Annotated in this window: 13 protein-coding genes and 1 pseudogene; 11 read left to right on the top strand and 3 right to left on the bottom strand. The window is 58.0% G+C overall.

Features of this window, described 5'->3' with window-relative positions:
- Positions 1 to 61 precede the first annotated feature (61 nt).
- The 5 genes and pseudogenes from H0V78_03680 to H0V78_03660 all read left to right on the top strand — a co-directional run bounded on the left by H0V78_03680 (position 62) and on the right by H0V78_03660 (position 3,907).
- Positions 62 to 243: pseudogene (locus H0V78_03680) on the top strand (transglycosylase domain-containing protein).
- Between the two features lie 123 nt (positions 244 to 366).
- The gene (gene mgtE, locus H0V78_03675; protein MBA2350906.1) at positions 367 to 1,821 is read left to right on the top strand and encodes a magnesium transporter; all 1,455 of its coding nucleotides are present in this window, start codon (positions 367 to 369) and stop codon (positions 1,819 to 1,821) included.
- A gap of 163 nt (positions 1,822 to 1,984) precedes the next feature.
- Positions 1,985 to 2,860, top strand: a complete 876-nt coding sequence (locus H0V78_03670) for an alpha/beta hydrolase (protein MBA2350905.1) — start codon at positions 1,985 to 1,987, stop codon at positions 2,858 to 2,860.
- 595 nt (positions 2,861 to 3,455) lie between these two features.
- Complete coding sequence (locus H0V78_03665; GenBank protein ID MBA2350904.1) at positions 3,456 to 3,608, top strand: hypothetical protein; 153 nt, start codon at positions 3,456 to 3,458, stop codon at positions 3,606 to 3,608.
- Positions 3,545 to 3,907, top strand: coding sequence for a molybdopterin-dependent oxidoreductase (locus H0V78_03660; protein ID MBA2350903.1), 363 nt, complete (start codon positions 3,545 to 3,547; stop codon positions 3,905 to 3,907). The genes H0V78_03665 and H0V78_03660 overlap by 64 nt, the downstream gene beginning before the upstream one ends.
- A gap of 2 nt (positions 3,908 to 3,909) precedes the next feature.
- Here H0V78_03660 and H0V78_03655 read toward each other — a convergent pair whose 3' ends face one another.
- Positions 3,910 to 4,533: a cytochrome c4 gene (locus tag H0V78_03655; protein MBA2350902.1), complete on the bottom strand. Its 624-nt coding sequence runs from the start codon at positions 4,531 to 4,533 to the stop codon at positions 3,910 to 3,912.
- Between the two features lie 130 nt (positions 4,534 to 4,663).
- Here H0V78_03655 and H0V78_03650 point away from each other — a divergent pair, with 130 nt between their 5' ends.
- Both H0V78_03650 and hemB read left to right on the top strand, forming a co-directional pair.
- A complete protein-coding gene (locus H0V78_03650; protein ID MBA2350901.1) occupies positions 4,664 to 5,317 on the top strand; it encodes a YihA family ribosome biogenesis GTP-binding protein in 654 nt (217 codons plus the stop codon).
- A gap of 151 nt (positions 5,318 to 5,468) precedes the next feature.
- The gene (gene hemB / locus H0V78_03645; GenBank protein MBA2350900.1) at positions 5,469 to 6,479 is read left to right on the top strand and encodes a porphobilinogen synthase; all 1,011 of its coding nucleotides are present in this window, start codon (positions 5,469 to 5,471) and stop codon (positions 6,477 to 6,479) included.
- Here the strand turns inward: hemB and H0V78_03640 are convergent.
- Together H0V78_03640 and H0V78_03635 are read right to left on the bottom strand one after the other, a co-directional pair.
- Entirely contained in the window at positions 6,476 to 7,048 is a 573-nt protein-coding gene (locus H0V78_03640; protein ID MBA2350899.1) for a hypothetical protein, read from the bottom strand. The two genes, hemB and H0V78_03640, sit on opposite strands and share 4 nt — an antisense overlap.
- Before the next feature lie 107 nt (positions 7,049 to 7,155).
- Positions 7,156 to 9,537: a penicillin-binding protein 1A gene (locus tag H0V78_03635; GenBank protein MBA2350898.1), complete on the bottom strand. Its 2,382-nt coding sequence runs from the start codon at positions 9,535 to 9,537 to the stop codon at positions 7,156 to 7,158.
- A gap of 373 nt (positions 9,538 to 9,910) precedes the next feature.
- Between H0V78_03635 and H0V78_03630 the strand changes: the two genes are divergently transcribed.
- From H0V78_03630 to H0V78_03615, 4 genes are read left to right on the top strand one after another with little or no spacing between them, the layout of a single operon-like run.
- Positions 9,911 to 11,014 carry a pilus assembly protein PilM gene (locus tag H0V78_03630; protein MBA2350897.1) on the top strand — a complete coding sequence of 368 codons (1,104 nt, stop codon included), beginning with the start codon at positions 9,911 to 9,913 and terminating at the stop codon, positions 11,012 to 11,014.
- Complete coding sequence (locus H0V78_03625; protein ID MBA2350896.1) at positions 11,011 to 11,616, top strand: PilN domain-containing protein; 606 nt, start codon at positions 11,011 to 11,013, stop codon at positions 11,614 to 11,616. The genes H0V78_03630 and H0V78_03625 overlap by 4 nt, the downstream gene beginning before the upstream one ends.
- Complete coding sequence (locus tag H0V78_03620; protein ID MBA2350895.1) at positions 11,613 to 12,242, top strand: type 4a pilus biogenesis protein PilO; 630 nt, start codon at positions 11,613 to 11,615, stop codon at positions 12,240 to 12,242. Before H0V78_03625 ends, H0V78_03620 begins: the two co-directional genes overlap by 4 nt.
- On the top strand, positions 12,239 to 12,766 hold the full coding sequence (locus H0V78_03615) for a pilus assembly protein PilP (GenBank protein ID MBA2350894.1): 528 nt from the start codon (positions 12,239 to 12,241) through the stop codon (positions 12,764 to 12,766). Before H0V78_03620 ends, H0V78_03615 begins: the two co-directional genes overlap by 4 nt.
- Positions 12,767 to 12,769: the final 3 nt, after the last annotated feature.

The raw sequence follows: 12,769 nt of genomic DNA, 5'->3' as shown, positions 1-12,769 counted from the left end.
CACGGCCGCATCAGTGCCGGCGGCTCGACGATCAGTCAATCAGCTCGGAAAAAACCTTTTTCTGTCGAGTCAGCGCACGCCTTGGCGTAAAGCGCAGAAAGCCATAATCACGTTGATGCCGGAAAAGATTATGAGCAAACGGCGGATTCTGAAATCTATCCGAATGTGATCGAATGGGGCGATGGTGTATTCGGCGCAGAGGCCGCGGCTCGCCAATGGCGCCAACCCCCGGTTTTACGATAATCACCGCGGCTCCAGGCATCTGGCCCGCAAAACCGCGGTCATCCATGCAGCGCATGGAGACAGCTCAACTGCCCTGAGATGGGCGCGCGCCGATCGATCGGCGCAGCATCGTAATTCACCGCCATGGAAGAAATCCGCAAAAAACCGCGCGAAGTCAAGCGCGCCGAAAACGTGCAGGAAAGCCTCGAGCAGGTCGTGCGCCTGCTGCATCGGCTCGAACTCGTCGAGGAACTGGAGCGCCGCAACGACAAACCGCGTCCGGAACTGATCTCATCGCTGGCGCATCGCGAAAATGTGGCGCCGTTGCAGAACCGGCTTGACCGCATGCACCCGGCGGACGTCGCCTACGTGCTGCAGGCGCTGCCGCTGAATCAGCGTCTGGTCGTCTGGGAGCTGGTCAAGGCCGAGCGCGACGGCGAGATTCTGCTGGAAACTTCCGACGCCGTTCGCGAAACGCTGATCGCAAGCATGGATTCGGCCGAATTGCTGGCCGCGGCCGAAACCCTGGACAGCGACGAAATCGCCGATCTGGCGCCCGACCTGCCGCGCGACGTCATTACCGATCTGCTGCTGTCGCTCGATGCGCAGAACCGCGCGCGCTTGCAATCGGCGCTGTCGTATCCCGACGATAAGGTCGGCAGCTTGATGGATTTCGACATGGTCGCGGTGCGGTCGGAGGTCACGCTCGAAGTCGTGCTGCGCTACCTGCGCCAGTTGAACGAGTTGCCCGATCAGACCGACAAGCTGTTCGTCGTCGATCGCGAAAACGTCTTGCGCGGCGTGCTGCCCATCAAGCGCCTGCTGCTGGAGGATCCGGACGTCGAGGTGGCCGACGTCATGGACGACAACGTTGTCACCTTCGATCCGGATGACGACGCGAGCGAGGCGGCCCAAGCCTTCGAGCGCTACGACCTGGTGACGGCTCCAGTGGTCGGCCCGGACAAAAAACTCGTCGGCCGCCTGACGGTTGACGCCGTCGTCGATTTCATCCGGGAAGAGCGCGACAACGAAGTGCTCGGCCAGGCCGGTCTGCTTGAAGAAGAGGATTTGTTTTCATCGGTCTGGAACAGCGCGAAAAACCGCTGGCTTTGGCTTGCCATCAACCTGGTCACGGCATTCATCGCTTCGCGCGTCATCGGCGTTTTTGAAGGCACCATCGAAAAACTGGTCGCGCTGGCTGCGCTGATGCCGATAATCGCCGGCATCGGCGGCAACTCGGGCATCCAGACGACGACCCTGATCGTCCGCGGCCTGGCGCTCGGCCAGATCAACGCCGGCAACGCGCGCATGCTCATAGCGAAGGAATTGACGATTAGCGTGCTGAACGGCGTGGTCTGGGGCAGCGTGGTCGGCTTGTTCGCGTTTTTCATTTACGGCAGCGCGTCGCTGGGCATCGTGATGTCGGCGGCGATGCTTCTGAATCTGCTGCTGGCCGCGCTGGTCGGCATTTTTATTCCGCTCCTCATGCATAAGCTGGGCCGCGACCCGGCGATCGGATCCAGCGTTTTGCTGACGGCGACGACCGACAGCATGGGCTTCTTCATATTCCTCGGCCTCGCGAGCATTTTTCTGGTCTGAGTGGATGCCCATCGCCTGTGCCAATTTCGTCGTCAGATGCCCTTCGCCCGTGGCGATTCGATCTGATGCTTTTCGCCTGCGGCGACTCGTCTGTAAACTCCGCCTGCGCAGTTTCCCGCTTGTTGTGCCCGAATCACTTCCAGCTATTCTCTATACGATCGTCATGACGCAGTTCTACCGCAGATACCGCACGCTACTGCTGTTGCCGTTGCTGCTCGCGCTCGCAGCCTGCTCGCCGATCGCGCTGCTGAATCTGGTCATCAGCGAAGACGGCTACAAAAAAACGGCCGATATAAATTACGGCGACGCGCCGCGCAATCAGCTAGACGTGTACACGCCTGACAGTGAACCGGCCGGCGCGCCGGTAGTGGTTTTTTTCTACGGCGGCAATTGGGAGCACGGTGCGCGCGGCGAGTACCTGTTCGTCGCTGAGGCGCTTACTTCCCGCGGCTTCGTAACCGTCGTTCCCGATCACCGCCTGTATCCGGAAGTTAGATTCCCCGTTTTCCTCGAAGATTCGGCGCGCGCGGTGAAATGGGTCAAGGACAATATTGCGAGCCATGGCGGCGACCCGGAACGGATTTTTCTGATGGGGCATTCGTCCGGCGCCTACAACGCTGCGATGCTGGCGATCGACGGCCGCTTTCTACGAAACGCAGGTATCGATGCCGCAACCTTGAACGGATTTATCGGCCTCGCCGGCCCGTACGATTTCCTGCCGTTGTCGAGCAACACTCTGAAGGCTATTTTCAACACGCCGCAAGGGTTGGAAAAAACGCAGCCGATCAATTTCGTATCAGGTAACGAGCCGCCAATGCTGCTATTGCACGGCTCGTCCGACGAAACGGTACGGCCGCGCAACAGCAGCCGATTGGCGGCGCGCGTGCGTGAGCGGGGCGGCGAGGTCACGCATATCGTTTACGACGATGTCAGCCACGTGCGCATCGTCGGCGCCCTCGCTTCGCCATTTCGCGATTGGGCGCCGGTACTGGACGATGTCGCCAGATTCATACGCGCGCACGCGAACGCAAAGGGTTGAACATGTCATGGCTCGCCGACGCGGTGCTGCTGTTGCAGCTGGCGCGGTACCCGCTGCTGTCGGTGATTGTTTGCTGGCCGTGATGCACCGCTGTGTTCTATATCGGACTCCAGACCGTGATGAAAGTCGTGACCAGCGGAGCAGTGCAATGCACGCCGTCATCATGATCGCAACGATATTCGCCTGCGCCGCGCTCGGCTGGATCGGCGCGTCGCTTGGGCTGCTGTCAGCACCCGCTGCTGCTTGACACCTCGCCGCGGTGTTGCCGCAACAAAAGCAAGGGCGCGTAATCGACCGATCGGCCGAGCGTAAAATCTGGAGGAAGAAATGAAACTCGATTTACGCGATACAGTTTTGGCGCAGCCGTCTGCCGCGACCGCAAATACTACTTCCCTGGTGCGCAGGAATTTCTGTAGCGAAGCTCACTGCTGGCGATGAGTGCTGCCATCGGCGCGCATATTCCGTTCGGCCGTTTTTTCCCCGAGGGTTTGCTTCCGGTTGCGCTGGGGCAAGCGCCCGATCTTCAAGCCTACGACAAGAACGCCGCTCTGATTGTCCTCGGCGACAAACCATTTGTCGCTAAAACCGGGCGTACTTGCTCGATGCCGACGTCACGCCGCTGGAAGTTCTGTTCATCCGCAATAACGGGCTGGTTCCCGATCGCGCCAGTCTCGATCCGGCGCAGTGGCTGCTGAAGATAGACGGCGAGTCGGCCAAAAACGCTATGCAGTTCAGCATCGCCGACTGAAAAAGGATTTCAAAGCCGTGACGCAGCACATCACGCTGGAATGCGCAGGTCACGGCCACAACGAATTTTTCCCGCCAGACAAGGGCAACCAGTGGACGACAGGCGGCATCGGCTTTCCGGAATGGACCGGCGTGCGCTCGGCGACGTGCTCAAAAAAGCCGGCGTCAAGGACGGCGCGGTTACATCGGCTATTACGGGTCGGACGTCCATATCAGCGGCGATCTGGACAAACCTCCGATTTCACGCGGTGCCCGCGCCGGCGTGAATCGATATTCGAGATCAGGATAGCTTCAGGATAGGTTCAGCGCAAACCTTGGCTATATTCGGCCACCGCTTTCATTTCCTGCTCGGTCATTTTCGCGGCGATCGTCCGCATCACCCGGTTCGCATCGTTGGCGCGTTCTTCCGAACGGAATGCGCGTAATTGCGCTGCGGTATAGAGCCCGTGTTGCCCTGCAAGCCGCGGATATTGCGCAGGAATGCCAGCGCCGTTCGGGGAATGACAAGCGGCGCAGGCCGGGATGCCGCTTGCCGAATTGCCGCCGCGATACAGCTTCTGGCCTGCCGCGACCAGTGCCTTATTATGGGCGGGTTGCGGTTTGGGCTCTTGCTTGCTGAAAAAATCCGCCCAGCTTTTTATTTCCTCCGGCGACAGGGCAGCCGCAATTGGGCTCATGATCGGATTTTTGCGCTCGCCGGATTTGAATTCCTGCAGTTGTTTCAGGATATAAGCGCGATGCTGACCGGCAAGACTCGGATAGATCGGCGTCACGCTATTGCCATCGGCGCCATGGCACGTCGCGCAAACCTGGGCTGCGGCCTGCGGCGCTTTAGCGGGTTCCGCAGGTTTACCGTCCGGAACGTTCTGCGCATGGACCACGCTGGCGGCGAAGGCGAAAACGAATGCCATGTTCGCGAATGCCATGTTCGGAATGCGGCGCGCGATTTGTGGTATTGCCATCGAGTTTAGGGTCGTATAATCAATAAGAAACGCGTTATTCTAAGCAATTCCCAACCATCACGCCAGTAAGCCACTCAGCATTGACCACTTTCGCATGTCCGTGTTCAGACAAGCCACGTTTTTTACGACGGTCAATGATTTGGCGAGCCTGCCGCGCCACGACGGCGTCGAAATCGCGTTCGCGGGCCGGTCTAACGCCGGGAAATCGAGCGCCATCAACACGCTTGCCGATCACAATCGGCTGGCCTTCGTCAGCAAAACGCCGGGTCGGACCCAGCATATCAACTACTTCAGCCTTGGTGAAGATCGTTATCTCGTCGATTTACCGGGGTATGGCTATGCCAAAGTGCCAGCCGGGATGCGCGCTCACTGGGAACATCTGCTCGGGACTTACCTGCAAACACGCGCCTGCCTTAATGGCTTGGTGCTGATCATGGACGCCCGCCATCCGATGACAGTCCTCGATCAGAAAATGCTCTCCTGGTTCGTGCCGACCGGCAAGCCTGTGCACGTGCTGCTGACAAAGGCCGATAAGCTAAGCCGCAATCAGGCACACAACACGCTGAGTTCCGTGCAGCACTCGTTAGCAAGCACTTACCAAAATTGCACTGCGCAGCTCTTCTCAAGCCTCGCCAAGACTGGTGTACAGCTTGTCGAGCAGGTGGCAGCGCAGTGGCTGGGCATAAAAGAATTGCAGGCGGCAACAACGTTGGCGCCTGCAATCATGAAAACAAAAACCCCCGGTTAAAGGGGAGTAAACCGGGGGCAAAACGCCTTAATAAAGATTAAGGCACCCGCTCAGGGAGGAGAAGCGGGAGACGATGATGAACATCGTCTGTTTATTCAGACGGCCTTATTTTCGATAAGTTCAAATTTTTTAAACGTTGAAATTCAAAGCCATGAGCAATTCTTCAGCCTTCCCAGCTTGCAGAATGCGGCGCATGCGTCGCGACGGGTTTTCGCGGCGGCTGGTTCGCGAGCATCATTTGACCGCAAGCGACCTGATCTATCCGGTGTTCGCCCTCGATGGCGACGGACAAGCGGAACCGATCGCATCGATGCCGGGCAGCCTCCGTCAGCCGCTGACTGCCTTACTGCAGCAGGCGGAGCACTGCCTGCGGCTCGGCATCCCCGCCATCGCGATTTTTCCCGTTATCGATCAAGAGCTCAAAAGCCTGGATGCGGCCGAGGCGCTCAACCCGGAGGGTTTGGTGCCGCGCATCGTCGCAGCCTTGAAGCGGCGCTTTCCCGAACTCGGCGTGATTACGGACATCGCTCTCGACCCCTATACCAGCCACGGCCAGGACGGCTTGATCGACGCTGCCGGCTATGTGATGAACGACGAAACGCTGGCAGTGCTGGCGCGGCAAGCGCAAGTGCACGCCGCTGCTGGCGCCGATATCGTCGCACCGTCGGACATGATGGACGGTCGGGTTGCGGCTATTCGCGCCGCGCTCGATAAAAGCGGCGCGATTCACACACGCATCCTCGCTTATTCCGCGAAATACGCGTCGGCTTTCTATGCACCGTTCCGCGATGCTGTCGGTTCGGCGCAAAGCCTCGGCAGCGGCAATAAATACACGTACCAGATGGACCCGGCCAACGGCGATGAAGCACTGCGCGAAGTCGCGCTCGATCTGCAGGAAGGCGCCGATATCGTCATGATCAAGCCGGGGCTGCCGTATCTCGACATCGTTCGCCGCGTGAAAGACGCGTTCAAGGCGCCGACCTTTGTTTACCAGGTCAGCGCCGAATACGCGATGCTGAAAGCTGCGGCGCAAAACGGCTGGCTCGACGAGCGCAGCGCCGTGCTCGAAACGCTTTTGTCGTTCAAACGCGCCGGCGCGGATGCGATTCTGACCTACTACGCGATTGAGGCCGCGCAATGGTTGAAAAACGCCAATCGCTAGGCGGCGCTCCTGGCGCCGTGTTCAGCAAGCAGCGCCTGCAGGGCGTCCAGCCCTGCGCGCTGCATGGGTTCGCCGCTCGGCGTACCGCGTAGCGTCCGCCGCTGATCATCGATCGACAGGATCGATAAGCGCAGTTCAGTGCCGTCGAGGTCGAGTACAAAGACCGGCACGAGTCGCGGTTCATCGCCGACGTGCAGACGGCTTTCGGTGCTTTGATAAGCGAGCCCGCGGTCAAGCAGAAAAATTTCGACGCTTTTCGGGTTGTCGGCGAAGAGCTGCAGACAAATCGGCGAATATTTGCCGGCGCGGCCACTCAGAACCGGCCCGGTCAGAAAGGGATTGAACAGGGTGAACTGGCGCATGGCGTGCACCGCTTTCTGTCTGAGCAAGATGAGACGAGCGCCGTGGGATTCGGCCTGATAGAGTTCGCGATAGATACGCAGTGCATCCTCGACTTCTGCGTTGGTGGGTAAATCGCGTGTTTCGGACAGGCCGGCTTGGCGCGCCGCCTTGCGTTTGGCCTGCGCAAAATTGTCGATTCCGTCTTCGGCCATTAATCGTGCGGCCAAGTGCGCCAGGTATTTGCGCTGGGGCTGCGCTTGCGGATTCTTCGGCATTCTCATCGCAGCAAAAAAGTCCGCGGGCGTCAATATCGCCCGTGCGGCACCCGTGACTGCTAGAACAACTGGTCGTGAATGTCCTCGCGCAGCCGGAACGGACTGGGACCAGACAGAATTTCGATCGGTGGCGGCACCCGTATTGCCGGCAGGTTTTCGTGATAGAAATATTCGGTTACACCGCCGGTCGCCAGGGTAGGATCCTGCAATCCCGTATCCGGGTTGATGATGACGTCCTCGATGCCCTCCGGAATCAGCGGTTTTTCCTGGGGGACGTCTTTCAAGACCTTGCCCATGTAGTTCATCCAGATCGGCAACGCCGCCTGCGAGCCCGTTTCTTTCTCGCCCAGCGAGCGCGGCGTATCGAAACCTATCCAGGCGATCGCAACCAACCCAGGTTGAAAACCAGCGAACCAGGCATCGACGTGATCATTGGTCGTGCCGGTTTTGCCCGCGAGGTCGGTCCGCCCGAGCTGCATGGCGCGGATGCCCGTCCCCAGCTTGACCACATCGCGCATCAGGCTGTTCACGATAAACGCGTTGCGCGGATCGATCACTCTTTCCGCGCCGTCGCCAGCTATCGGCGGATTCGATTCGGCGATCAGTGTGCCGCTGGCGTCGGTGATGCGCTGGATGAAATAAGGCTGAACGCGGAAGCCGCCATTGGCGAAGACCGAGTAACCGGTCGCCATTTGCAACGGGCTTGCCATGCCGGCGCCCAGCGCCATCGTCAGATAAGCCGGATGGAGCTTGGGATCGAAACCGAAACGCGTAATGTAATCCTGTGCGTACTGCGGTCCGATCGCCTGCAGGATGCGAATCGATACAAGATTTTTGGACTTGGCGAGTGCGGTGCGCAGACGGATCGGGCCGGCGTAAGCATTATCGAAATTCTTGGGCTCCCAGCGTTCGGAGCCAGTCTGCGCAGCATCGATGACGAGCGGCGCATCGTTGATGACGGTCGCCGGCGTAAAGCCTTTCTCAAGCGCCGCCGAATAAATAAACGGTTTGAAACTCGAGCCGGGCTGACGAAATGCCTGCGTCACATGATTGAACTTGTTGCGGTCGAAATCGAAACCGCCGATCAGCGCCAGGATCGCGCCGTTTTTTGGGTCCATCGACACCAGCGCCGCTTCCACTGCCGGCAACTGGCTGATTTGCCATTGCTTGCCAGCGTCTTTTTTAGCGTTTTCCTTTTCCGGCTGCTTATCGACCAGTTGAACGCGTATCACCGAGCCGCGACGCAGCCGCTGATTGGCTTTCGCTTTGTCGCCCAACATTTTTTGCGCGAACTTGAGGCCTTCGCCGGCGATCTCCGTGGTTTCGCCGCCTTTCAGATAAGCCTTGACCGTTTTTGCGTTGGCAGCCAGGACTAGGGCCGGATGCAAGCCGCCGATCTCGACGTAATCCTGTAAAGCATCTTCCATCGCCTCCTCAGTTGGGCGCGCTGGGAGTTCCATGAAGGCTTCCGGTCCGCGGTAGCCGTGCCTGCGGTCGTATTCCATCACTCCCTTGTGCAGTGCGGCGTAGGCGGCTTTGTGGTGCTCCGGATCGAGCGTCGTATAAACCTTGAAACCCTTGGTGTAAGCCTCATCGCCATAGCGTTCTACCATCGCCTGGCGTGCCAATTCGGCGAAATACTGCGCCTTGACTGAAAATCGCTGGCGCTCTTCCTGTTTCTCGTCTTTCGCTCTTGCCACCCGCTTTTGTGCATCCTGCAATTGCGCATCGGTGATGAAATTCAGTTCACGCATACGACGCAACACGTATTGCTGGCGCAGCTTTGCACGTTCTGGATTGACCACGGGATTGTAGCGCGAAGGCGCTTTCGGCAAGCCGGCGAGCGTCGCGATTTCTGCCAGATTGAGTTCATCGAGGTTCTTGCCGTAGTAGACCTGCGCCGCGGCGGCAAAGCCATACGAGCGTTGGCCGAGATAAATCTGGTTTATATAGAGTTGAAGGATTTCGTCTTTGCTCAGGCTGTGTTCGATCTTGAATGCGAGCAACGCCTCGTTAAACTTCCGCGTCATAGTCTTTTCCTTGGTCAGGAAAAAGTTGCGGGCGACCTGCATGGTGATCGTGCTCGCGCCCTGGCGGGCTGCTGACGTCATAAAATTGGCATAGGTCGCGCGCAGCACGCCGACGTAGTCAACGCCGCTGTGCTCATAAAAACGCTCATCCTCAGCGGCGATAATCGCTTGCCGCATCGCCAGCGGAACGTCCTTGATCTGCACGAGCGCCCGCCGTTCTTCGCCGAATTCGCCGATCAGTTCGCTCGATGCGTCGTAAATCCGAAGCGGGACCTTAGGTTGGTAATCCGTCAGCGCCTCGAGTGACGGCAGACTTGCATAAGCGATGAGGGCTGCAAAGCCAAGCAGGATGCCGCCCAGCAAACCGAATCCAAGCAGGAAGAACAAAGGGTAAGTTAACCAACGCGACATTGCTGATTCCTATAACAGATGAGTGGCTGCGGGGACTCAGATTAATTATACGCACCGTTGCCGCCGTGGTTGTAAAGGCGTGCTTGCAGCGGCCGTATTTCAAGGGCGCGCTCGCATGCGGCACTGAGCGCTGCCTTAGTCCGTCAGAAACTGCCGCATCCTGGTGTGCGGATTTGCGGCTGCCGCCGGGATCGCCTGACGTTTCCCTTGGACAATTCCGTACATGAGGCAAAGCCGCCAAATGGGCATGAAGCTTGCGCTCAGGCATGAGCAGGAATGAACAGAATTGTAATGTACACACAAAAGCTTTACTTTACCTAATCTTGTGAATATACTTTAATGTGAATTATGTGAAATAACCGCATAACCAATTATGATGAAAGAGAAATTTAAATTCAAATTTGCCTTGCTACATAACTTGATGTCGGGTCCATCGGAGAATCTGCTGGGTGCCGATATCAGCTCGTCGTCCGTGAAGATGGTCGAATTAAGCAGCGCCGGCAAGCTGTATCGAATCGAGCGCTATGCGATCGAGCCGCTTCCTGCCGACGCTGTGGTGGACGGCAATGTGGCCAACCTCGAGGCCGTTACCGAAGCCCTCAAGCGCGGCTGGAAGCGCATGGGCGCTCGCGTAAAAAATCTGGCACTCGCCTTGCCTTCGACTGCTGTGATTACGAAAAAGATCATCGTTCCCGCCGGACTGCGCGAGGATGAACTGGAAATGCAGGTCGAGACCGAGGCCAATCAACACATCCCGTTCCCGCTTGATGAGGTCAATCTGGATTTTCAGGTGCTCGGGCCGCTGGCAGGCAGCAACGAAGACGTCGAAGTTCTGATCGCCGCCTCGCGCAAGGAAAAAGTGGAGGACCGCATTGCCGCAGTCGAGGGCGCTGGACTAAAAGCAGTGGTCATGGACGTCGAGCAGTTCGCAACCCAGACTGCTTTCGAATTAATCGATGTTCATCTTCCGAACCAGGGTAAAGATCAACTGATCGCGGTCGTTGATATTGGCGCCGCCATGACCACGATCAATGTTGTCCGCAACCGCCAGTCGGTTTATCTGCGCGAACAGCCATTCGGAGGCAACGCGCTGACCCATGATATTCGTCAGCATTTTGGATTGTCGGCGGATGAGGCCGAAGCGGCGAAGCGCAACAGCGGACTGCCGCAGAATTACGAGTCCGACGTACTGCGTCCGTTCATGGAACGTGTTGCGACCGAAGTTGCGCGGGCACTGCAGTTCTTTTATACCTCGACACAGTTCACCCAGGTCCATCATTTGTTCTTGGCTGGCGGATGCGCGGCGATTCCCGGGCTCGATGTGCTGGTCGCCGAGCATACGCAAATCAGGACCGGAATTGCCAATCCGTTCACCAACATGGCTTTATCGTCGAAGATCAGACCACGTCATCTCGCCGGCGATGCACCCTCGTTGATGGTTGCGTGCGGGCTGGCCATGCGGAGGTTTGACTCATGATACGCATCAATCTGCTGCCGCACCGCGAAATGAAGCGTGCTGCCAGGCAGCGCGAATTCTACATCTTTGCCGGCGCCGCCGCGTTTCTCGGTGTTGCCATCTGGTTTGCGGTGCACGGGGTCAACAGTAGCCGCATCGAAAATCAGATGAGCCGCAATAGTTATCTCGAAACCGAAATCGCGACGCTCGATAAACAGATCGAGGAAATCCGCAAGATCAAGGAATTGACCCAAGCGCTGCTGGGCCGCAAAGCGGTTGTGGAAACGCTGCAGGGTAACCGCGCCGAAACTGTGCACGTGCTCGATCAGATGGCGCGTCAATTACCTGACGGCGTCTACTTGAAAGGTATCAAGCAAGCCGGCAACAGCCTGAGCCTGAGCGGCTATGCGCAATCGAATGCACGCGTCTCGACCTTGATGCGCAATCTCGATTCGAGCCCATGGCTCGAATTGCCGGCACTGGTCGAAATCAAGGCGGCGCAGCAAGGCCCGACACGCCTTTCCGAATTCAGCCTGAACCTGAAGACCACGCGCGAGACGCTGACTGCGGAATCGACGGCGCCCAAGTTGGCGGCACAGCGAACCAAGGATAAATCGCTATGACATTCGACGATTTCAAAGGGCTGAGCCTGAGGACGGTCGGTTCCTGGCCGATCATGCCAAAGCTCGGCGCGCTGCTGATTTTGCTGCTCGTGATCGTCGGCGCGGCTTACTGGTTCGACTGGCAAAATCAGTTGACCGAACTGGAAACGGCCGAGCACAAGGAAGCCGAGTTGCGAACCAAATTCATGGACCGCAAGAAGCTCGCGGTTAACCTCGATGCGTATCGCCTGCAGTTGGCCGAGATCGAGCAATCATTCGGGGCGCTGCTCAAACAATTGCCGAGCAAATCTGAAATGGATGCGCTTTTGACCGATATCAATCAGGCCGGGCTTGGCCGCGGCTTGCAGTTCGAATTGTTCAGGCCGGCGACACAGGAAAGCGTCTCCGAATTTTACGCCGAACTGCCGATTGCGATCCGGGTAACCGGCACATATCACGACATGGGCGCATTCGCGAGCGATATCGCTCAGCTGTCGCGCATCGTGACCCTGAACGATATGAACATTACCGCTAGCCAGGGTGGCCTGCTGGCGATGGATGCCGTCGCCAAAACCTACCGCTACCTGGACGAAGAGGAAGTATCCACGCAGAAAAAAGCGGCTAAAGACAAGGCGGCAAAAAAATGATTCGGACCAAACTACTCATGGCATTTGCCGGCGCGCTCGTAATTGGCTGCGGCGGCGAATCGCATCAGGACCTGCGCCAGTTCGTCAAGGATTCAGGTAACGGTTTGCCAGTGCATATCGACCCGCTGCCGCAGGCGATCGCTTACGAGCCGGTTACCTACGCGGCGTTCGAGATGCCTAACCCGTTCGAGCCACGCAAGGTCGAGGTGGCCAAGGGCGCGGGCAGTGGCTTGCAGCCTGATCTTAACCGGCGCAAGGAACCACTCGAAGCATTTCCGCTGGATAACCTGAAAATGGTCGGCACCTTATACAGGGACCGTGTCACCTACGCCTTGGTCAGGACCCAGGACAACACAATTTATCGCGTAAAAACAGGTAATTACATGGGACAGGATTTCGGCATCGTGGCGGAAATTTCCGACGCTTCGGTAAATCTGAAAGAGATCGTTCAGGACGGCGCGGGTGATTGGACTGAACGACCAAGCAGCCTGCTGTTACAGGACGAACAGGAGCAGAAAAAATGATGA

The organism is Burkholderiales bacterium, assembly GCA_013695435.1.
Taxonomy (GTDB): Bacteria; Pseudomonadota; Gammaproteobacteria; order Burkholderiales; family JACMKV01; genus JACMKV01.
The sequence above is the reverse complement of the archived record's forward strand: the minus strand, read 5'-3'. Positions and strand labels throughout refer to the sequence as shown.